17 protein-coding genes and 1 tRNA gene are annotated in these 20,711 nt (G+C 65.6%); 3 read left to right on the forward strand and 15 right to left on the reverse strand.

The features are described from left to right. The first annotated feature begins 167 nt into the window (after nt 1-167). A complete protein-coding gene (locus tag BMX93_RS10980; protein ID WP_245725837.1) occupies nt 168-719 on the forward strand; it encodes a carbohydrate ABC transporter permease in 552 nt (183 codons plus the stop codon). Further along, nucleotides 716-1,573, forward strand: coding sequence for a carbohydrate ABC transporter permease (locus tag BMX93_RS10985; protein WP_091970993.1), 858 nt, complete (start codon nt 716-718; stop codon nt 1,571-1,573). The genes BMX93_RS10980 and BMX93_RS10985 overlap by 4 nt, the downstream gene beginning before the upstream one ends. A gap of 116 nt (nt 1,574-1,689) precedes the next feature. Here BMX93_RS10985 and BMX93_RS10990 read toward each other — a convergent pair whose 3' ends face one another. From BMX93_RS10990 to BMX93_RS11060, 15 genes are all read right to left on the reverse strand, one after another. Next, complete coding sequence (locus tag BMX93_RS10990; RefSeq protein WP_091970995.1) at nt 1,690-2,451, reverse strand: DeoR/GlpR family DNA-binding transcription regulator; 762 nt, start codon at nt 2,449-2,451, stop codon at nt 1,690-1,692. A gap of 122 nt (nt 2,452-2,573) precedes the next feature. Beyond that, nucleotides 2,574-3,110: a flavoprotein gene (locus tag BMX93_RS10995; protein WP_091970997.1), complete on the reverse strand. Its 537-nt coding sequence runs from the start codon at nt 3,108-3,110 to the stop codon at nt 2,574-2,576. After that, nucleotides 3,107-3,904: a phosphopantothenoylcysteine decarboxylase domain-containing protein gene (locus tag BMX93_RS11000; protein ID WP_091971000.1), complete on the reverse strand. Its 798-nt coding sequence runs from the start codon at nt 3,902-3,904 to the stop codon at nt 3,107-3,109. Before BMX93_RS11000 ends, BMX93_RS10995 begins: the two co-directional genes overlap by 4 nt. Nucleotides 3,905-3,937: 33 nt before the next feature. Continuing rightward, the gene (locus BMX93_RS11005; protein WP_091971002.1) at nt 3,938-4,807 is read right to left on the reverse strand and encodes a hypothetical protein; all 870 of its coding nucleotides are present in this window, start codon (nt 4,805-4,807) and stop codon (nt 3,938-3,940) included. A 254-nt stretch (nt 4,808-5,061) separates the two neighbouring features. Beyond that, on the reverse strand, nt 5,062-5,847 hold the full coding sequence (locus BMX93_RS11010) for a DUF308 domain-containing protein (protein ID WP_091971003.1): 786 nt from the start codon (nt 5,845-5,847) through the stop codon (nt 5,062-5,064). 228 nt (nt 5,848-6,075) lie between these two features. Beyond that, a tRNA-Ile gene (locus BMX93_RS11015) sits at nt 6,076-6,149 on the reverse strand. Nucleotides 6,150-6,245: 96 nt separating this feature from the next. Beyond that, nucleotides 6,246-6,845 (reverse strand): DUF3566 domain-containing protein, encoded by a 600-nt coding sequence (locus BMX93_RS11020; protein ID WP_091971005.1) that lies wholly within the window; start codon nt 6,843-6,845, stop codon nt 6,246-6,248. Nucleotides 6,846-6,951: 106 nt separating this feature from the next. After that, on the reverse strand, nt 6,952-9,648 hold the full coding sequence (gyrA, locus tag BMX93_RS11025) for a DNA gyrase subunit A (protein WP_091971037.1): 2,697 nt from the start codon (nt 9,646-9,648) through the stop codon (nt 6,952-6,954). A gap of 75 nt (nt 9,649-9,723) precedes the next feature. Further along, nucleotides 9,724-11,760, reverse strand: coding sequence for a DNA topoisomerase (ATP-hydrolyzing) subunit B (gene gyrB, locus BMX93_RS11030; RefSeq protein ID WP_091971007.1), 2,037 nt, complete (start codon nt 11,758-11,760; stop codon nt 9,724-9,726). Nucleotides 11,761-12,001: 241 nt separating this feature from the next. Next, nucleotides 12,002-12,457: a DciA family protein gene (locus BMX93_RS11035; protein WP_091971039.1), complete on the reverse strand. Its 456-nt coding sequence runs from the start codon at nt 12,455-12,457 to the stop codon at nt 12,002-12,004. Between the two features lie 157 nt (nt 12,458-12,614). Next, nucleotides 12,615-13,850, reverse strand: a complete 1,236-nt coding sequence (gene recF, locus BMX93_RS11040) for a DNA replication/repair protein RecF (protein ID WP_091971009.1) — start codon at nt 13,848-13,850, stop codon at nt 12,615-12,617. Between the two features lie 13 nt (nt 13,851-13,863). Beyond that, nucleotides 13,864-15,021, reverse strand: coding sequence for a DNA polymerase III subunit beta (gene dnaN, locus BMX93_RS11045; RefSeq protein ID WP_091971041.1), 1,158 nt, complete (start codon nt 15,019-15,021; stop codon nt 13,864-13,866). Nucleotides 15,022-15,152: 131 nt separating this feature from the next. Continuing rightward, nucleotides 15,153-15,482: a DUF3040 domain-containing protein gene (locus tag BMX93_RS11050; protein ID WP_091971011.1), complete on the reverse strand. Its 330-nt coding sequence runs from the start codon at nt 15,480-15,482 to the stop codon at nt 15,153-15,155. 138 nt (nt 15,483-15,620) lie between these two features. Further along, a complete protein-coding gene (locus BMX93_RS11055) occupies nt 15,621-18,269 on the reverse strand; it encodes an ABC transporter permease (protein ID WP_091971013.1) in 2,649 nt (882 codons plus the stop codon). Next, nucleotides 18,181-19,062, reverse strand: coding sequence for an ABC transporter ATP-binding protein (locus BMX93_RS11060; RefSeq protein WP_177170209.1), 882 nt, complete (start codon nt 19,060-19,062; stop codon nt 18,181-18,183). The genes BMX93_RS11055 and BMX93_RS11060 overlap by 89 nt, the downstream gene beginning before the upstream one ends. A 286-nt stretch (nt 19,063-19,348) precedes the next feature. On the opposite strand from BMX93_RS11060, the gene BMX93_RS11065 reads away from it, so the two are divergent. After that, on the forward strand, nt 19,349-20,704 hold the full coding sequence (locus BMX93_RS11065; RefSeq protein WP_091971015.1) for an NAD-dependent epimerase/dehydratase family protein: 1,356 nt from the start codon (nt 19,349-19,351) through the stop codon (nt 20,702-20,704). Nucleotides 20,705-20,711 lie beyond the last annotated feature (7 nt).

Below are 20,711 nucleotides of genomic sequence, written 5' to 3' on the forward strand. Positions count from 1 at the left end.
GGGCTTCCGCAACCTCACCAACTACATCGCCAGAAGCCTGCTCGAGACAGGCGGATTCAGACCCCAACTACACCCTCGATTGGGATGAGCCCGTCTCGCAGCTGCTCACGAAGACCGGAACCGTCATGCGGTACGTGGTCACTGTGACGCTGATATTCGCCTGGGCAATGCCGAATGTGGCGTCGTCCATGGTATGGGGCTGGTTGTTCCAGCCTGGATTCGGGATTCTCAACTGGATACTGACGAAGTTGCACGTCTTCGGGAACGTGCTCAACGTCAATTGGACGCAGAGCACGGTGCTGGGATTCCTGTGCATCTGGCTGCTCATTGTGTGGCAGGCAGTGCCTTTCATTGCGCTGACGCTCAACGCCGCCCAGCAGCAGGTGGATCCCGCCTTCTTCGAAGCCGCCCGATTGGACGGAGCGAATGAATGGCGGGTCTACTGGACGATCACCCTACAGTTCCTGCGTCCCACCCTGTTGCTGGTGACGATTCTCTCGGTGATCTGGGACTTCAATGTCTTCAACCAGATCTGGTTGCTCACCCAGGGCGGACCCGACGGCGGCACGACAACCCTCGGGATCTACACCTACAAACAGGCATTCGTCAGCTTCAATATCGGCAATGGTGCGGCGATCTCGGTGGTGACCACGCTGTTGCTCATGGTTTTGACCAGCTTCTACATCCGAAGCCTCGTCCGATCGGGGGAAGAGCTATGAGCGCCATTGTCGAGCATCGACGCCGTCGAATCCGCCGCGGGCGACTGGTGAGCAATATCCTGGCGCTCATCTTCGCGCTGATATGGATCTTCCCCGTCTACTGGATGATCAATACCTCGTTCAAGCCGCCATTCGAGGTGACCACCAGCACACCGCAATTCCTTCCGGCGCATCCGACGCTAAGGAATTACCATGCCGCGATTTTCCAGTCGAACTTCCTCGGAGACCTGAAAAACAGTCTCATCGTGGTGGCCGGCACACTCGTCCTTGCCATCTCGCTGGGAGTCCTGGCCTCCGCGGCCCTGTCGCGATTTCACTTCCGTGGGCGCAGGGCAATCCTGGTCTTCATCCTGTGCGTCCAGATGCTCCCGAGCACGGCGCTGCTCATCCCGATCTTCCTGGTGTTCAACGAGCTGCACCTGCTCGGCAGTTATCTCGGCCTGATCCTGGCCTATGTGGCCAGTGTGCTGCCCTTCTCGATCTGGGTGATGCGAGGATTCTTCCTGGCGATCCCCTATGAGCTGGAGGAGGCGGCGATGATCGACGGGGCGAACACCCGCCAGATCCTGGTGAGGATCCTGTTCCCGCTGGTGGCTCCGGGGATCATCTCGACGAGTATCTTCGCATTCGTCTATGCGTGGAACGACTATCTCGTGGCGTACACCTTCATGAAGACGCAGAGCATGTACACGCTGCCGGTGTGGCTGGCATCCTTCTCCACGCCGACAACCGGCACCGACTACGGGGGCCAGATGGCGGCGTCCGTCCTGTTCTCGCTGCCTGTGGTGATCTTCTTCCTGATCATCCAGCGCAATCTGGTTGCCGGCATGTCGGCCGGCGCAGTGAAGGGCTGAGGCGCTTCCCCGGATGAATTGCAATTGACCCTGGTCCGACCAGGTGAACCGCAATTCATCCCGTCTGGACGCGGGGGCTACGAGGGACGCGGGCACCGCGAGAGAAGGGGAGGCGACTACGCCCGCACGACCTCCACCCCGGCCTTCGTGAGCTCCGCGAGCTGGTGCTGGGGGATGCCCTCATCGGTGATGAGTACGTCGATGTCGTCGAGGGTGGCGAAGCGCTTTGTCGACTCGGCACCGATCTTGCGCGAATCGGTGAGCACCACGACATGCCGGGCAGCGGCGATCATCGCGGCCTTGGTTGCGGCCTCGTCCACGTCCGGGGTCGACAGCCCATGTGACAGCGAAAGCCCATTGGTGCCCATGAAGCTCACATCGACCCGCAACTGGGCGAATTCTGCGACATTGCCCACCGTCGCCTGGGTGGTGCCGCGCAGCCGGCCCCCGATGAGGCGGACATCGCAGGCGGTGCGGGCGGCCAGCAGTGCCGCGATAGGTGCCGAATCAGTGAACACTGTGTAGCGGGAGCCCTCGAGGAATTTGCTCGCCAGCCGGCGCGTCGTGGTTCCGGCGTCGAGAATGATGGTTCCGCCGGGCGCCGGGAGATAGGCCAACGCGGCCTGGGCGATCGCCTCCTTCTCCTCCACGGCCGAGAGATCACGCGCGTCGACGCTCGTGTCTCCCAGCTCATCGAAATCGGCCGGGATCGCCCCGCCGTGGACGCGCCGCAACAGACCCTTGGCTGCCATCTGGTCGAGATCGCGGCGGATCGTCTCGGGCACCACACGGAACTGCGATGACGCCGCCGCCACCGACACCCGGCCCTCCTGGCGGGCGATGTCCAGGAGTCTCTTCTGACGTTCCGGTTGATACATGGGACCACTCTCGTCGAGGTTTGGGTGATGTCCACCCCACCAGCAGCGCTCCTTTGAGTCTGGCACCACAGGCTCGCCAGGCCAATCCGGCGCGGCCCACCGGCTGCCAGTCCGCCGGCAACTCAGCCAAGCGCGGCCAGTGCCGTGGCGACGATCACATCGACATCGGCCAGGGCACCCCGGCCCACCCCGCCCTCGGCGAGGTGACCCACGCGGGGCTCGATGAACCCGAAGCCTGCCGAGCCCAGCTTCGCGATATTGCCCTGGACCAGGGGATTCTCGTACATCACGGTATTCATGGCGGGTGCGATGAGTTTCGGGATCGCACCCAGGGCCAGCACGACCGTCGACAGCATGTCGTCGGCGATCCCATTCGCCAGCTTCGCGATGATGTCGGCCGAGCCCGGAGCGACGAGCAAGAGATCGGCTCGCCGCGCCAGCGCGATGTGCTGCACTGGATCCGGCGCCATGGTGTCGAACATGTCGGTGTGCACCGGGTTTCCCGACAGTGTCTGCAAGGTGAAGGCCGTGATGAATCGGGCCCCACCCGCGGTGAGAATGACATCGACGTTGTGCCCGGCCTTGGTCAAGTCGTTGGCGATGTCCGCGGCCTTGTATGCAGCGATGCTGCCGCTCACCCCGAGCAGGATGTTCTTCACCGGAGGCGCTCCTCGATGCGGTCGATGACAGCGGCGGCGATGCCGTCGGCGATCTGTGCCTTTGTCTCGAAACGGGCCACACCGGCGTCGGGGCCCACCAGGAATCCACGATGCCGGCCCTCGCCAATCGTGGCCAGGTCATTGGCGAGAACGAAGTCGCAGTCGTTGGCCTGCTTCAGGCTGGCCGCCACATGGAGCAGCTCCTCCTCGCTCACCCTGTTGAGCAGCTTGAAGCCCACCAGCACCGTGCGGGGCTGCAGCTTCTTGATCATGCCGATGAGCTTGGGGGTTCTCCTCATGAGCAGCACGAGATCGTCGATGCCCGAGGACATCTTCTCGTTCTCGCTGGGCGGCCGGGATGCGCCGGCAAGTACCGAGACCAGCGCCTCATCGCGGCCGGACTCATCGGGCATCCCCTGGGATGACCAGCGGTCGACCAGACGGGAGAGGGCGACACCGATCTCGTGGACGCTCGTCACGCCGGACACAGCGTAGTCGCTGACCGCCATCGAGTGGATCACGCCGTCAACCGGTCTGCGCGACAGCAGATCCCTCAGCGCCTCTTCGGCCTGGGCCACCCCCCGCACCTCGACGAGATCCACGCAGTCCAGCTTCGGCACGACCGAACCGCGTTCGCAGACATAGTGGATCGCCTCGATCTTCTCCCCGGCGCGGGCCACCAGACGCTGCGCGACGAGGCTGCCGAGCTGCCCACTCGCGCTATTGGTGATCTTGCGCACCGGGTCGATCGGCTCCGTCGTGCCGCCCGCTGTGATGACGAACCTCATGGGCATGGGGCCATCCACCTCATGAGCGCAGCCCTTTCGTCACGGCGTCGTGCCGGTGCCCGACCCGCCCTGTTGGGCCGGGACGGTTTGCGTCACGGTCACGGCAGGTCGAGCAGGACCCTGGACGGTCGAGGTCACGGTCTGGGCAGGCTGAGTGACCGTCTCGGTGCGCGCAGGCTGGAGGACCGTCTCGGTAATCGTTACCGGGGGAGGGGCGATGGTGGGTGTGGATACCGGGGTTGCGGTGGTCGTAGTGGTCGCGGTCGTCGTGCTCGTCACGGTCTGGGTGGCGCCCGGCGAGGAGCGGGGTGCTGGGGTGCCCGAAACGAAGCTGCCGATCCCGACGCCGATGAACAAGATGAGGAAGGCCGCCAGCACCTGCAGCACTCTCAGCAGGATCTTGTTCGTGCTGCGATTGCGAGGAGTGGGTGGCTCGGGCTCATCGTCCACGATGCCGCCGGCTGCCCCTCCGGCCGCACCGGCACCGACGAAATGACCCTGCCAGTTCGACGCCGACGCACCATGCCCGTAGTCCGGGGCCGAGGCCTGTGCGCCGGGGAACGCCCGGGTGCGCCCGGTATCGCGTTCCCGATAGCCGGTTTCCACCGGAGCCACCGGCGGCAGGCTCTGGGTGGGGGCATTGGCCGACGCCTCGGTGGCGAATGACTCGTCCGGGTGGCTGGGAGGAATCGCCCCCATGGCCCGCGTCCGTTCCGAATCGGAGCCTGCGTCGCGCGCATCGCTCGACCCGGGCTCGGCGGGATCGCCGTGGGGGGAATAGCCGCGGCGAGCACTGTGACGAGGCAGGATCACCGTCTCCTCGGAATCGGCCGGCTCCTGGGGCGCGCCGGTGCGCCCAGTAGGATCGTCGTCCGATTCGCCGTGGGAACGATATTGGTCGTCATTCACGTCGTGGCCTCCTGTCTCGACACCATGCCCGCCACCTGCCCGATCGGTCCGTCAGCGCGGCACCTCCGCGGGCCTGGTGCGGACCTCGTGGCGCACGCGTGAGCGTGCAGCGCCCACCCATCGTCACGGCGCGCATCGTTCGGGCCCCCGCACGACACTGTGGGCATACAACACTCCACACGCATACAGTGCCAGTCATCGCGCCGCGGGCCGAAAACTGTCGACCCGAGCTTGAGCCCGCGACAGTGCGCCGCTCACCTCGGCGTCGAGTCCTTCGGTGGATCCTGCGGTGCACCGGTCTTGGGCTTCAGCTGCTCGGGGATCCCCGAACCAGCCTGGGCCCCCGATCGTGACGCCTGCTCATCGGAATCGAGAGTTCTTCCCCGCTGCGCAAAGTCCCTCTTCCGCGAGGGTTTCGGGACCACGGAATGCGCGGTTCTGGCGGGAGATTGCGGGCGGGCCGGGTTGGATACCCAGTCCCCGATGCGCTGGGCACGGGCGGTCTGCGCAAGGCCGAGCACGATGAGGGTGATTCCGAGGAAGACCCACATCCTGGCCGTGCCCCATATCGGCGCGAGCATGACGGCGATGCCGGACAGCACGCTGACAACGCCGAAGATGATGGACCACAGGGTGTCCTTCGAACGATCGGTCTCGGCCACCGCGAAGACGCCCTGGACGATCCACACCACGCCCACGACGATGCCCAGCACGGTCATCGTTCCCGAGCGCTCCGGTTCGATTCCGCTCACTGCCACGACGCCCACCACAACGAGCAGCAGCCCGAGGAGGGCATGTCCTCCGCGCCGCCAGGACGCCAGACCTTGCCCGAATGCGCCAAGGACAATGCCGACCACTCCGCACGGGATGGCATAGACCGCGAATGTTCCAGCCGTGAGCTGAACAGTCCGATCCGGCCAGACCAGAACGAGAATGCCCGCGACGACAGCGATGATGCCGCTGATCGTGAAAATCACCCGCGCCGTGGTGCCCAGCGCCTGTGCCGGCACGGTGGTGTCCACCGAGTTCGTCTCACTCATTGTTTCCCCTGGTCAGCATCGGGTAGATCTGCATCGCGCACACCCCAAGCCTATGGGCCTGCCAGCACGGCCACAGCAGTTCTCATGCACTCATCCACTGGTACCCGCGATGAGGGGTCACCACTCACTACCGGGACATGCGTCGGCGCGCACCGGTGAGCGGCGCAGACGACTGAGCTGCGCAGCTGACAGGGAGGATTACCTCAGGCACTGTGCCATATGAAGGGGTGGGCCTTACTGGACTTGAACCAGTGACCTCGTCCTTATCAGGGACGCGCTCTAACCAACTGAGCTAAAGGCCCATCGGCCCGCCCGGGAGCGGTACCGAGGAGTTACATTAGCCTACCGGCGCGCAGCCCCTCAACTCGATGCTCCTGGGGGCAGGTCGAGCAGTCCGCTCAGTCTTCTGCAAGTGTCACCTCGAGACCACCGATGAGTTGGGCAGCCAGGTTGTACAGGAAGCTGAAGAGCGTGCACAGTGCGGTGACCAGAATCACATCGACCACCGCGACCACTGCCGTGAATCCGAGAACTCGCCATTGGTTGACATAGTTCGTGATCTGGACGCTTGTCGAGCCGCTCGAGGTGCCAATGAGTGCGGTGATCGCCTCCTGCATCTTCGACAGCACGCCCGATGCGTCGATGACCCCCCACAGTGCCCAGACCGCAACGAAGAGGATGATCCCGCCCGCCACCGAGAACATCGCGGCGGTCTTCATCACCGACCAAGGATCGATGCGGGCCAACCGCAGGCGCGCCTTTCGAGTGGGACGCTCGACCTTCGGCCGGCGCCGGCGCTGGCTCGCGGACGGCTCGGGCTGCGGCTGCAGGGTCACATTCGCACCGGCAATCCTCGCGTCGAGGGGCCGGCCCTCGGTTGCGGTCTGCTCCGAAACAGAGGTCTGCGAGGGCCTCGAGGTCGCCTCACCGGGACGTCCGAAGGTGCGCGTCACCTCGCCGGGCTCACCGCCCGAGCCGGTTGCGGAATCGTTAGCCATCCAGGTCCTCCTGAGTCATGATGCCGGAGTGGCCCCGCGGGGGCCGCCCCGGCCGGTCAAGGCCGAAACCACCCTATCCCGCAGCACACGTGCGCTGCGCCAACCATCACTCGTCCGTGTCGTCGGGCGCACCGGCAGCGGCATCATCTCGTGAATCGCCGCCTGTCTCACCGTGAACCTCATCCGGGCGCCCGTCGCCGACCGCGTCCCCGACCATCTCATCGGCCTGTCCCGGCACCTCGCCGGCAGCGCCAGCGTCCCCGGTCAGCTCCTCGGCCGCCTGCTGCTCGGGGTTGAGTGCGATGGCGATCACCTCGTCATCACCTCGCACCCCGACGTATTTGACGCCCATCGTGTTGCGTCCGGTCGGATTCACCTCAGCCACCGCGCTGCGGGTGACCTGGCCCGACGACTTGATGGCGATCACCTCGTCGGTTCCCCGCACCACGAGACCGCCCACCAGCTGACCGCGCTCGTCGTCGAGACGCATCGCCTTGATGCCCAGACCGCCCCGGTTCTGCACGCGATAGTCGCTCACCGGAGTGCGCTTGGCGAAACCGCCGTTTGTCACGGTGAACACGAACAGCTCGTCCTGGGCCGCGCCTCGCGGCACGACGCTCATCGACAACAGTGCATCGCCGGGGCGGAAGTTCATGCCTGTCACTCCGGAGGTGGTCCGCCCCATCGGGCGCAGCTGGTGGTCGTCGGCCCCGAAACGGATCGCCTGGCCCTTGCGCGAGATGAGCAGGACGTCGTCATCGCCGTTGACCAGCTCGGCGCCGATCAGCTCATCGTCGTCCTCGCGGAAGTTCACAGCGATGAGACCCGCCTGACGAGGTGAGTCGTAGGCCGACAGCTCCGTCTTCTTCACCAGCCCGTGCCGGGTGGCGAGCACGAGATAGTCGGCGTCCTGGTAGGAGCGCAATGCCAGCACCTGGGTGATCGTCTCGCCCGGCAGGAAGCTGAGCAGCCCCGCCACGTGACCGCCCTTGGCGTCGCGCCCTCCCTCGGGAAGCTGCCAGGTCTTGATCCGGTAGACCCTGCCCATGTTCGTGAAGAAGAGGATCCAGTGATGATTGGTGGTGGCGAACAGGTGCTGCACCTCGTCGTCGGCGCGCAGGCTTGCGCCGCGCACCCCCTTGCCACCGCGCCGTTGAGGACGGTACTGATCGGTCCGGGTGCGTTTCGCGTAGCCTCCGTGCGTGATGGTGACGACCATCGGGTCGTCGGGCACGAAGTCCTCCTCGCTGAAGTCACCCTCGGCCGCGATGATCCGGGTGCGCCGCTCGTCGCCGTACTTCTCGACAATCTCACCGAGCTCGGCGGAGATGATCTGCCGCTGGCGCGACTCGTTCGCCAGGATGTCCTTGAGGTCCTCGATGAGACGCTCGAGCTCGCCCAGCTTGTCGAGGATCTTCTGGCGCTCCAAGGCGGCCAGCCGGCGCAGCTGCATGTTGAGGATCGCGGCGGCCTGTACCTCGTCGATCTCGAGCAGGCGCTGCAGGCCACTCGATGCGGCCTCGGTGGTGGCGGATCGGCGGATGAGGGCGATCACCTCGTCGAGCATGTCCAGGGCTTTGGCGAGCCCGCGGTAGATGTGCGCCTCCTTCTCCGCCTGGTTGAGCTGGTAGCGGGTGCGCCGCTCGATGACCTCGAGCTGGTGATTGACCCAGTATCGGATGAAGCGGTCGATCGGCAGGGTGCGCGGCACATTGTCGACCAGGGCCAGCATATTGCAGCCGAAGGTGTCCTGGAGCTGGGTGTGCTTGTACAGATTGTTGAGCACCACCCGCGGTTGGGCGTCACGGCGCAGCGTGATGACGAGCCGCTGCCCGGTACGCGCCGAGGTGTCGTCGCGGATGTCGGCGATCCCGCCCAGCCGTCCCGAATTGACCAGGTCCGCGATCTTCTGCGCCAGATTGTCTGGATTGCACATATAGGGCAGCTCGGTGACGACGAGCTGGGTGCGCCCCTTGTGGTCTTCCTCCATGTCGACGACGGCACGCATCGTCACGGAACCACGACCGGTGCGGTAGGCGTCCTCAATTCCCTTGCGTCCGACGATGAGGGCGCCATTGGGGAAGTCCGGGCCCTTGATCCGGGCCATCGACGCCTCGAGCAGCTCCTCGTTGCTGGCCTCGGGGTGGGCCAGGAACCACTGGACGGCTTCGTTGACCTCGCGCAGATTGTGCGGGGGGATATTGGTGGCCATGCCCACCGCAATACCGGTCGAGCCATTGACCAGCAGATTGGGGAAACGCGCCGGCAGCACGGTCGGCTCGGTGTCGCGGTTGTCGTAGTTCGGCTGGAAGTCGACGGTGTCCTGATCGATATCGCGGACCATCTCCATGGCCAGCGGCGCCATCCGGCACTCGGTGTACCGCATGGCTGCGGCGCCGTCATTGCCGGGCGAGCCAAAATTCCCCTGGCCGTTGACCAGCCGGTAGCGCATCGTCCAAGGCTGCGCCAGCCTCACCAGGGTGTCGTAGATCGCCGTGTCTCCGTGCGGATGATACTTGCCCATCACATCCCCGACCACACGCGAGCACTTGTTCCAGCCGCGGTCGGGACGGTAGCCGCCGTCGAACATCGTGTAGATCACCCGTCGGTGCACCGGTTTGAGCCCGTCGCGCACATCGGGCAGCGCACGCTCCACGATGACGCTCATGGCGTAGTCGAGGAAGGAATTCTGGATCTCAGCCTGCAGGTCCACCGGGTCGATGCGGCCCTTTGCCGGCCCGACGATCGTCTCTCCGGCGGTCGACTTCTCGTTGTTGTCGCCGGGCTGTTCGCCGCCGAGCATGTCGTCGGGGCCCTTCGGGGTATCACTCATCGTTCTTCCTCACTTGGATGCGGTCAGGGACGTGGAACCAGGGCTCTACACGTCGATGAACCGCACGTCCTTGGCATTGCGCTGGATGAAGTGACGCCGCTCCTCGACGTCCTCGCCCATGAGGATGGAGAACATCTGGTCGGCACGGGCCGCATCGTCGAGATTCACCTGCAGCAGGATGCGATTGTCCGGATCCATCGTGGTGGCCCACAGATCCTCGGCGTCCATCTCGCCAAGGCCCTTGTAGCGCTGGATCGGGTTCACATTGGGCAGCTTCTTGCCAGCAGCGATCCCTCTGTCGCGCAGGGCATCGCGCTCGGCGTCGGTATAGGCGAGCTCGTGGGGCGCGTTGGTCCAGCGCAGCCGGAACAGCGGCGGCTGGGCCAGGTAGACGTAGCCGCCGTCGATGAGTGCCGGCATGAATCGGAACAGCAGGGTGAGCAGCAGGGTGCGAATGTGCGCGCCGTCGACATCCGCATCGGCCATGAGCACGATTTTGTGATAGCGCAGCTTGTTGATGTCGAATTCCTCGTGCACGCCGGTGCCAAGTGCCGAGATGATGGCCTCGATCGTGTCGGACTGCAGCGCCCGGTCGATACGCGCCTTCTCGACATTGAGGATCTTGCCGCGCAGCGGAAGGATCGCCTGGGTACGCGGATTGCGTCCGCCCTTGGCCGAGCCGCCGGCGGAGTCGCCCTCGACGATGAACACCTCGCACTCGGACGGATCGTTGCTCGAGCAGTCCGAGAGCTTGCCGGGCAGGCCGCCCGAGCCGAGCAGGCCCTTGCGATTGCGCGCCATATCGCGGGCCTTGCGGGCCGCAATCCGGGCGGACGCGGCCGCCTGGGCCTTGCGCACGATGTCCTTCCCGGCCGCCGGATTGCGTTCCATCCAGTCGCCGAGCCGCTCATTGACGGCCTTCTGGACGAAACCGCGGGCCTCGGTGTTGCCGAGCTTCGTCTTGGTCTGTCCCTCGAACTGCGGCTCGACGAGTTTCACCGAGACGATGGCCACGAGACCCTCACGGATGTCGTCGTTGCTGACCCGGTCGTCGCGTTTCTTGATGAGCCCCCAGGTCTCGCCCCAGCGATTGATGGTCGTCGTGAGCGCAGTACGGAAGCCCTCCTCGTGGGTGCCTCCCTCGCGGGTGTTGATGGTGTTGGCGAAGGTATGAAGGCTCGTAGCATAGCTGGTGTTCCACTGCATGGCCACCTCGACACCCATCTGCAGTTCGGGAGAATGTGCCTCCACGTCGATGACGGGGCTGAGCGTCTCGCGGTTGCCGTTGAGGAAGCTCACATAGTCGACCAGCCCGAGGTCGTACTTGAAGACTTCCTCCAGCTGGTTGCCGTCCTCGTCGACGTGGTCGGTGCGCAGATCGGCGATCTGGATGCGCAGGCCCTTGTTGAGGAAGGCCATCTCGCGGAAGCTCGTCGAGAGCGTCTCGTAGCTGAAATCCGTGGTCTCGAAGATCTCCGCGCTGGGATAGAAGGTGATCGTGGTGCCGGTCTCCTCGGTGGCCTCCAGCTTCTCGACCGGCCCGCAGGGCACACCGAGCTCGAACTCCTGGTGCCAGTGATGGCCGTCGCGCAGCACATCGGCCACGAACCGCGTGCTCAGCGCGTTGACGACCGAAGAGCCCACGCCGTGCAGGCCGCCGGAGACCTTGTATCCACCGCCGCCGAACTTGCCCCCGGCATGAAGCACGGTGAGCACCAGGGTCAGCGACGAGATGTGCTCCACCGGATGCTCGGCCACCGGGATACCGCGCCCGTTGTCCCGTACCCGGCAGCCACCGTCGTCGAGGAGTTCGACCTCGATGCTGTCGCAGTAGCCGGCCAGCGCCTCGTCGACGGCATTGTCGACGATTTCGCGCACCAGATGGTGCAGGCCGCGCTCGCCGGTGGATCCGATGTACATGCCCGGACGCTTGCGAACCGCCTCGAGGCCCTCGAGGACCTGGATCTCGGAGGCACCATAGTCGCCGTCCACCGAGTCGTCGGCCGAGTCTGTCAAGGTGATGACATCGTCTGCGTCCACGTCGTCGTCGAAGTCAGCGGGATCGTTCAGTTGTTCGCTCACCGGTTGGGGCTCCTGTCACCGAGTGCCACGAGTATGTCGCGGCCACAACCGCCAAATCTACCATCCTCAGAGCAATACGTCCGCGCCGATCACTGTGCATCTCACACCGACCGGGCGCTCAGCGGCCCGTAATGGCATCCAGGGGACGAGTGACCCCACCGCGCGTGGTCCCCCACTACAGGACATCCTCGGCCTGGCGCCCCGACCCGGCCCGCTGCCGCACCGGTCCCTGCTCCACCGCTCATCCATAGGTGTCGCGGGGGCCGCGTCCCGGCACGCTGCGCGGGCCATGCTTCCAGCTGGGGCTGGCGGGACCACGGACATCCACCCGTACGACGGATCCCTCGCCGAGCCGGCGATTGAGCTCGGCGACCACCTGGGGCGCGATGGTGCGCAGCGCTGTCGCCCAGGTGCTCGACTCGGCGCGCACCACGAGGACATGGTCGTGGTAGGCCTCCGGTGCGGAGTGCTGCGCGTTCGCCTCGCCCACCAGCATCGACCAGCGCGAGACGATGAGTCGTAGGCCCAGCTCGGTGCGCCAGCCCCTGGCCCGCACGAGACGCTCCATCGCGGTGCCCAGCGGCTGGGGATCGCGGGGATCGGCACCCGAGCCCGAGCGCATTTCCTCGCGAGTTCTCGACCTGCGGCGTTTCGGCGGGCCCACCCTGGGTGGTGGCAACAGGCCCGAGAGACCCATCGCCACCTGAGTGGCCAGCTCATATCCCTCGGGATCGTGCTCCTCGCTGTCGCCCGCCGGTTCTCGCGGGGTTTGCTGAGAGGCGTCCGGGTCGGGGTGCGGCTGCCCGGGCGGAGGTAGCTGCTCGGGCAGGCGCCGATCGTCGTTGTCCTCACGATCACCGCGAGTCATTGTCCACATCCTCGTCCACAGTCGTTGTGGACAACGGCGGCTCCACCAATGAGACACGCGCGCCGTCCGCTTCCTCCTCCATGGTCACCGTGAAACGACGGTGCGACAACCGGTGCGGGACATCGGATTCCACGGCGGCGGTGATGAGGGACTGTTCGGCCTGTTCGACCGCCTCGGCCAACCGGTCGCGACGCGTGACGTCCAGCTCGGCGAAGACATCGTCCAGCACGAGTACCGGTGCGATACCCTCCGAGCGCAGCAGCTGCAGACTGCCCAGCCGCAAGGCCAGCGCCAGCGACCAGCTCTCACCGTGACTCGCATAGCCCTTTGCGGGCAGGCCAGCGATGCTCAAGGTGATGTCGTCGCGGTGCGGGCCGACCACACTCACTCCCCGGGCGATCTCCTCGCCACGCCGGGCCCTCATCGCCTCGGCGAGCCAGCCCTCAAGATCTGGGATCGCCGGAAGCGAGGGCTCCTCGGCGCTCTCGCCCGCCAATGCCGCGCTGAGGCCCGGCAGCGAGGTCTTGTAGCGGGCATCGGTGTCACCCTTCACCGGTGCGATCGAGGCATAGCTGGTGCGGGTGGGATGCCGTAGTTCGGCCAGGGTCGCGAGCCGCGCGGAGAGGATCTCCGCTCCCGCCCTGGCCAGCTGCTCATTCCAGATGTCGAGGGTCGCCGCGGAGGCATCGGCCCGGCTCCCCGACCCGGCCATCGACTTGAGCAGGGCATTGCGCTGGCGCACCACGCGCTCGTAGTCCGCCCTGACTCCACCCATCCGTGGCCATCTGGTGGCCACCAGCGCGTCGAGGAACTCGCGTCGGTCGCCGGGATCGCCCTTGACGATCGCCAGGTCGTCGGGGCTGAAGACCACGGTGCGCAGCGCTCCGATGATCTCGCGAACCCGGCGCAGCGGCGAGCGATTGATCCTGGCGTGGTTGGCGCGTCCCTGGTTGATCTCCAGCTCCACCAGCAGCCGTCGAGGATCGTCCGCCCCCGCCACCACCCCGGCCCGCAGGATCGCCTGGGAGCTGCCCGCTCTCAGCAGCGGGGTCTCGGACGCGACGCGGTGGCTGGACAGCGTGGACAGGTACTCGATGGCCTCCACGAGGTTCGTCTTGCCGTGCCCGTTCGGGCCGGTGAACAGGGTGACACCGGGGCGAAGGTCAAGGCTGGCGGCCCGATAGCTGCGGAAGTCGTGCAGTTCCAGCCGATCGACGAACACGGTGGCCGTTCACTCAGCTCGGCAGGCGCATGAGCATGATGACGTGCTTGTAGTCGGTGCGAGGCGCGGCATCGAGTTCGTCGACACCCTGCACCAGACAGGGCTTGCCCGGCGCGGTGAAGGCGAACTGGACGAAGGCGGTGTCCAGTGCCGAAAGGGCATCGGACAGATAGTGCGGGTTGCATCCGACCGCCTCGATCTGAGAGGCGGGATCGATGCGGTCGACGACCGCTTCGACGGCCTCGGAAGCCTGTGCCTGGTCGCCGGTGGCGGCGTCGAGGGCCACCCGGTCGTCTTCGATGAGCATCCGCAGCGGGGTATTGCGCTCGGCGACCAGTGAGACGCGCTTGACGGAGTCGATGATCTCGGCCGTCCTCACCCGCACCGTGAGGCTCGGGCGGATGTCCATGAGGTGGCGGACCTTGGGGAATTCGCCGTCGAGCAGCCGGGTAGTCAGCTCCCGACTGCCTGCGGCACCCTCTCCGAGGAAACCGATGAGACCTTCGGCATCGACCGCCGAGGCGAGGGCCAGGGTGACCTTCTCGCCGCTGCTCATCGAGCGGGCCGTCTCGGCCAGCACCCGGGCAGGCACCAGGGCGGACGCGTCGAGCTGGCTCGAGGTGGGGTTCCAATTCAGCTCGCGAAGCGCCATCCGGTAGCGGTCGGTGGCGAGCAATGAGAGCCGGTCGTCGTTGATTTCCATCCGTACCCCGGTGAAGACCGGCAACAGCTCGTCGCGCCCGGCCGCGACGACCACCTGGGTGACGGCCTGGGCGAACTCCTCGCTGTCCACGGTGCCGGTGGCGGAGGGCATCTGGGGAAGGTTCGGATAGTCCTCGACAGGCAGGGTCTGCAGCGTGAATCTCGCCGAACCGCAGATCAGCTCGGCGTGGTTGGCCGCAGTGCTGATCCGCACTGGGCGCCCCGGCAGGCTCCTGGCGATCTCGGACAGCAGCTTTCCCGAGACCAACGCCTCGCCCTCTTCGTCGACCTGGGCGTTCACGGTGATCTTGGCGCTGGTCTCGTAGTCGAAGCTCGACATGTAAACCGTGTCGTCCTGCGCCCTGATGAGCAGTCCCTTGAGGATCGGCACGCTGGGGCGATTGGGCAGGCTGCGTGCCACCCATGCCACTGCCTCAGCCAACACATCGCGATCAACTGTGATCTTCACTGGTTCCTCGCTCACCGTTCATCATCGGGATCAACGACCCTCAACGCCGAGTCCGCCCGGCTCCCGTATCCTATCGGCACCACCCATCTCGCCACTCGACGACGCAGATCCGGGTGCGCCAGGCCCGGCCCTCAGCGTTGGGCGGGCGGCTCGTGCTCGGCGCGCCACGCCTTGAGGGCTCGGGAGTTGGCGCCCAGCAGATATCCACCGGCAGCGGTCGCCAGGAGACCGACGACGACGAGCAGGATCCCGTTGCTGTGCATCGCCAGGGCCAGTATGCCCAGGACGAGAAGGCAGACTCCGATGAGGAGGACAGGGAGGCCGACCCGTCGCTTCCACGGCTGGTCGGCTGGTGGCAACTCCTCAGGAGTCGGCCGATCGAAGATGGGCGGACCCGCGAAGCGTGGATCGGGCTCGGCATCCGCAGCAGTTCCGGGGTCGTTCTTGTCGTCCTTGATCATCGTTCTCCTGCCTGCGCGCGAATACCGTGCGAACAATAGATGACATCGAGCTGAACGGCTGGAAACACGACTGGATTCTCGCTCACTTTTCCACTTGTCCACAGGAGTTGTGCACAGTTTCGGTGGATTCTCCACGTCTCATTCGGCGGCTATCGCGGTCAACATGTTCTGCTTGGCCGCCCGCTGGGCGGGAACGATGGCAGCGAGGATCCCCACTGCGATCGACAGCAGCAGGAAGACCCCGAGCTGTCCCCAGGGAATGGCCAGCCAGCTGAGCCCCTCGTCGACCAGAACTCTTTGCAGTGCCAGGCCGAAGACCAGGCCGAGCGCCATTCCCAGCACCGCACCGAGCAGGGCAATGATCACCGATTCGAGCGTGATCATGCGCCTCAACTGGCTTCGCTTCATTCCCACGGCGCGCAGCAGCCCGATTTCGCGAGTCCGCTCGATCACCGACAGCGCGAGAGTGTTGACGATGCCGAGTACGGCGATGACGACGGCGAGCCCGAGCAGCGCGTAGATCATGGTGACCAGCCGGTCGATCTGGGCCCCCTGCTGCTGGGCATAGTCATTCTGACTCTGCACGACGGTGAGCGGATTGCTGGCCGTCTCGGCCTTGAGGGCGCTCTCCACGTCGGCGGCAGAGGCACCCGGTGCCAGCGTCACGACCAGCTGACTGTCCTTGTCCTTGTTGCCCATCGCAGCCAGGGTGGCGAGATTCGTGTTGATGCCGCCACTGTCGACACCGCGGGGAGTGGTGAACACGCCGGTGATGGTGAGCTGAAGAGGCTCTCCGGTTGTGGGGTTGAGGGCGGTGAGCCGATCACCGAGGGAGTGTCCGTTGTCATGGGCCCAGGTCTGGGAGACGATGACATCGCCGAGGTTGTCGGTCATGGTGCCCTGCACCATCGTCTGGGTGACAAGCTGGTTGAAGTCCGCCGCGGGATAGCCCTGCAGGAAGGCCGGCTTCTGGTCGATGCGGGTGACGACCCGGCGCTCCCGGTGGACGGAGTCAACACCCTGGATCTTGCTCACCTGGTCGTACAGGCCGGTGGGCAGCGGCTGCTGGTTGACCGTGGTGATGATGAAGTCGCCGCGCAGGTTGTCCCGGATGAGGTGATAGACCGAGGTGCTGGCCGAGGACCCCAGGATCGCCATCATCGTCACCAGGGCCAGGCCGATCATGAGGGCCGAGGCGGTGGCGGCGGTGCGGCGTGGCTGGCGCACCGCATTGAGCTCGGCGAGCTTGCCGGGTTCGCCGAAGAATCTGCGGTAAAGGCGCCCGAGCAGCCAGATGAGCGGACGCCCGGCGATCGGGCTCACCAATGCCACTCCGATGAGCATGAGGAAGGCGCCCCCTCCGAGCACCCACACTCGATCGCCGAAATGCAGCGCAACACCGGTGATGAGACCCGCGAAGCCGACCAGGGCAATGCCGCCACCGATGAAGGTCCGGCGTCCCAGGCCTCCCTGTCCGCTCGCGAACTCCCCGCTCATCGCCGCCACCGGCGGCACCCGTCCAGCCCGCTGGGCGGGAATCCAGGCGGCGAGCATCGTCATGACGACACCTGCCAGCAGCGAGATGACGATGGTCGAGGGGCTGGGCATGGGCACGGCCGAACCGATGTCAAGACCCAGTGCCGTGATGAGCCGGCCGATTCCGAAGGCCAGCAGCGCACCGAGCAGCAGGCCGAAGACCCCACCGATGAGGCCTATCGCGAAGGCCTCGAAGAGTACGCTCCGGGCCACTTGGGCGCGCGAGGCGCCGAGCGCCCGGTAGAGGGCGAGCTCGCGTCCCCGCTGGGCAACGAGGATCGTGAATGTGTTGACGATGAGGAATCCCGCCACCACGAGCGAGATGGCGGCGAAGACGCCGAGGAAGATGTTGATGAAGCTCACGGACTGGTCGATGTAGGTGCTCACCTGTTGGGCGATCACCGAACCCGGCTGGGCCTCGAATCCTGCCGGGATCACGCTGGCGACGCGCTGTGCCACCACCGATGGGTCCTCGCCCCGCTTCACGGTGACTGCCGCGCCATGGAATCCGGGCACGCCGCCCATGATGAGTTTCGTGGTGGCGGCGTTGTCGAAGAACAGATAGCTGGCCCCGGCCGTTCCCCCCGAACCCCAGGTGAGCGCGCCCACCAGTGTCATCCGGATGGTGCCGCTGGGTGTGAGCACCCCGACCTGGTCACCGATGGCATAGCCGCTGCGCGAAAGCGAGCTGGGATCGACTGCCACCTCGTTGTCGGCTCTCGGTGCGCGTCCCTGCTTCACGACGATTCCCGGCTGGTGGTTCATCGCCGGCTCGCTCATGTAATTGGCAGCGACGCTCGGCGCACCGGAGCTGGCCACCACCCTGCCGTCGGTGCCCAGCAGATAGATGGAGTTGAAGCTCGAGGTGGTGCCCGAGGCGGACTCCACCCCGTCGACCGCCCTGATCTTGTCGATCTCGGCGTCGCTGAGATGGGTTCTCGCATAGTCGGGTGTCAGGGTGCTGGTGACGTCGAAACTGCCCTTCACTCCGACGTTCACGTCGGCGATGGTGCCCTGGGTGATCGAGTCGAAGGTTTGCTTGAGCATGCCGGTGAAGGTGAGCGAGCCCGACAGGAAGGCAATACCGAGCACCACCGACAGTGCCGACAAGATGAGCCGGAGCTTGTGTCCCAGCAGCGATTTCCAGGCAGCTTTCCACATCTCAGAACTCAGCTCGCCGCGCGCCCCGGGGGCGGGAATCGCCAGGTTGTTCGTGGCTGCCGGGTTCTGCGCCCGGCTGGGATGCGGCATCGGACCGCGGGGCGGAGGCGCTCTGCGGATCCAGCTGGGTGACCGTCGCCAGGACGCTCTCCCGGCTGGGATCGGCGAGGTCGCCGACGATGTGCCCGTCGGCGAGGAAGAGCGCACGGCGTGCATAGGAGGCGGCGGTGGGGTCGTGGGTGACCATGACGATGGTCTGACCCAGCTCGGCGACACAACTCGCCAGGAAGTGCAGGATCTCGGCCGAGGACTTCGAGTCGAGATTGCCAGTTGGTTCGTCCGCGAAGATGATGTCGGGCCTGCTCAGCAGCGCTCGGGCGCAAGCCACGCGCTGCTGCTGGCCTCCGGACAGCTCAGAGGGCTTGTGCGTGAGACGGTCGCGCAGGCCGAAGGTGTCGATGACCTGGTCGAACCAGTCCTTGTCCGGCTTGCGTCCGGCGATGGCCATGGGCAGCACGATGTTCTCCCGCGCGGTGAGCGTGGGAATGAGGTTGAAGGACTGGAAGACGAAACCGATCCGGTCGCGCCGCAGTTCGGTGAGTCTCGCGTCGTTGAGGCTCGCGATCGGCGTATCACCGATGAAGACCTCCCCAGAGCTAGGGGAGTCGAGACCCGCGACACAGTGCATGAGGGTGGACTTGCCAGATCCCGAGGGGCCCATGACGGCGGTGAACTGGCCCTTGCGGAATTCGACGTTCACATGGTCGAGCGCTACCACTGCAGCGTCGTTCCTGCCATAGACCTTGGTGAGGTTCTCGGTGTGGGCGGCGAGCTCTGGTCCCAGCTCCGGTGCGGGGTGCGAAGGGATGTGGTTCGACGACATGGCGTCCTCCCGGTCGGTGACAGGCCCAAGACTAACGGGCGCCAGCCACCGCGCAGGGCGATGGGCACTGTGTACTGGACTATCCGTGTACTGAGCTGTCCGCGGGATCGGGCGGAAGGTTTGTGCACTCCTGGGCACATGCTGACCTTGACGGATTGGTTGCGTATGTAACTCTCATCGTCGTCATCACCATGGTGGATACCGTGGAAAACCCTTCAAGTGCCTTGTCGGAGAGGAAAAGACGTGTTGATGAACTGTTGATGACAGGTGGGTCCAGGCAGGGTGAATGTGGAGTGTCACAACGACGGCGGATCGCTTTCCACAAGGTCTCCACCGGCACCGGCCATTCGTCCACAGTCTCGTCGACATCCTGCTGGACGACGAGACTGCGGTGGGGCTGGCTAGGCTGGCGGGCAGAGGGGAGGAAGGTGCATTGAAGATCCTCGTTCTTGGCGGTGACGGTTTCTGCGGTTGGCCCGCGAGCCTGCATCTGTCAGCGGCCGGCCACGAGGTGGTCATCGTCGATAACTTCTCCAGACGCCGGATCGACGAGGAGCTGGGTGCCCAGTCGCTGACCCCCATCTGCTCGAACTCGCAACGCCGCGCCGCCTGGCGCGAGGTGAGCGGACGCGAGATCCGACTGGCGGTCATCGACCTCGCCGCCGACTACGACCGGCTGCTCGAACTGCTGCGTGTCGAGAAGCCGCAGGTCATCGTGCACTACGCAGAGCAGCGCTCCGCGCCCTACTCGATGAAGTCACCGGCGCACAAGCGCTACACGGTGAACAACAATGTCAACGTCACGCACAATGTGCTGTGCGCGATTGTCGAGTCGGGTCTCGACATCCACCTGGTGCATCTGGGGACCATGGGCGTGTACGGCTATGGCACCGCTGGCATGGCGATCCCCGAGGGCTATCTGGGGATCCGGGTGGACGGCGAGCAGGGTGAGCTGCGAGAAGAGATCCTGTACCCGACCCATCCCGGATCGATCTACCACATGACCAAGGTGCTCGACCAGGATCTGTTCGCCTATTACGCGAAGAACGACGCCCTGCGCATCACCGATCTGCACCAGGGCATCGTCTGGGGCACCTCGACCACCCAGACGCGGCTGGACGAGCGGCTCATCAACCGGTTCGACTACGACGGTGACTATGGCACGGTGCTCAACCGCTTCCTTGTCCAGGCAGCCATCGGATATCCGCTCACGGTGCACGGCGCTGGGGGCCAGACAAGGGCGTTCATCCACATCCAGGACATGGTGCGATGTGTCGAGCTAGCCATCGCCAACCCGCCTCGGCGCGGTGAGCGGGTGAAGATCTTCAACCAGATGACCGAGACCCATCGCATCCGCGATCTCGCGGCCCTCGTGTCGCGGCTCACCGGAGCGAGCGTGGAGAATGTGCCTGACCCGCGCAAGGAAGCCTCCGAGAACGAGCTGCGGGTGGTCAACGATTCCTTCCTTGATCTGGGCCTGAGCCCCATCACCCTCACCGAGGGCCTGCTCGAGGAGATCGCCCAGACCGCCGCCAAGTACCGTGAGCGGGTGGACATCTCCAAGATCCCGGCGCGCTCCCTGTGGACCAAGGATCTGCGGCCTGGGGTTCCGGCGGCCTACCGGCACTCCGCCAAGCAGTGAGCGGCTC

Source organism: Propionibacterium cyclohexanicum, from assembly GCF_900111365.1.
Lineage (GTDB): Bacteria > Actinomycetota > Actinomycetes > Propionibacteriales > Propionibacteriaceae > Propionibacterium > Propionibacterium cyclohexanicum.

Excerpts from the sequence above, each read along its gene's own strand:
- BMX93_RS10980 (WP_245725837.1), top strand. The coding sequence starts at position 168 with ATGCCGAATGTGGCGTCGTCCATGGTATGGGGCTGGTTGTTCCAGCCT.
- BMX93_RS10985 (WP_091970993.1), top strand. The coding sequence starts at position 716 with ATGAGCGCCATTGTCGAGCATCGACGCCGTCGAATCCGCCGCGGGCGA.
- BMX93_RS10990 (WP_091970995.1), bottom strand. The coding sequence starts at position 2,451 with ATGTATCAACCGGAACGTCAGAAGAGACTCCTGGACATCGCCCGCCAG.
- BMX93_RS11000 (WP_091971000.1), bottom strand. The coding sequence starts at position 3,904 with ATGCCCATGAGGTTCGTCATCACAGCGGGCGGCACGACGGAGCCGATC.
- BMX93_RS11010 (WP_091971003.1), bottom strand. The coding sequence starts at position 5,847 with ATGAGTGAGACGAACTCGGTGGACACCACCGTGCCGGCACAGGCGCTG.
- BMX93_RS11020 (WP_091971005.1), bottom strand. The coding sequence starts at position 6,845 with ATGGCTAACGATTCCGCAACCGGCTCGGGCGGTGAGCCCGGCGAGGTG.
- gyrA (WP_091971037.1), bottom strand. The coding sequence starts at position 9,648 with ATGCTCGGCGGCGAACAGCCCGGCGACAACAACGAGAAGTCGACCGCC.
- BMX93_RS11035 (WP_091971039.1), bottom strand. The coding sequence starts at position 12,457 with ATGGGTCTCTCGGGCCTGTTGCCACCACCCAGGGTGGGCCCGCCGAAA.
- BMX93_RS11050 (WP_091971011.1), bottom strand. The coding sequence starts at position 15,482 with ATGATCAAGGACGACAAGAACGACCCCGGAACTGCTGCGGATGCCGAG.
- BMX93_RS11055 (WP_091971013.1), bottom strand. The coding sequence starts at position 18,269 with ATGCCGCATCCCAGCCGGGCGCAGAACCCGGCAGCCACGAACAACCTG.
- BMX93_RS11060 (WP_177170209.1), bottom strand. The coding sequence starts at position 19,062 with ATGTCGTCGAACCACATCCCTTCGCACCCCGCACCGGAGCTGGGACCA.
- BMX93_RS11065 (WP_091971015.1), top strand. The coding sequence starts at position 19,349 with ATGTGGAGTGTCACAACGACGGCGGATCGCTTTCCACAAGGTCTCCAC.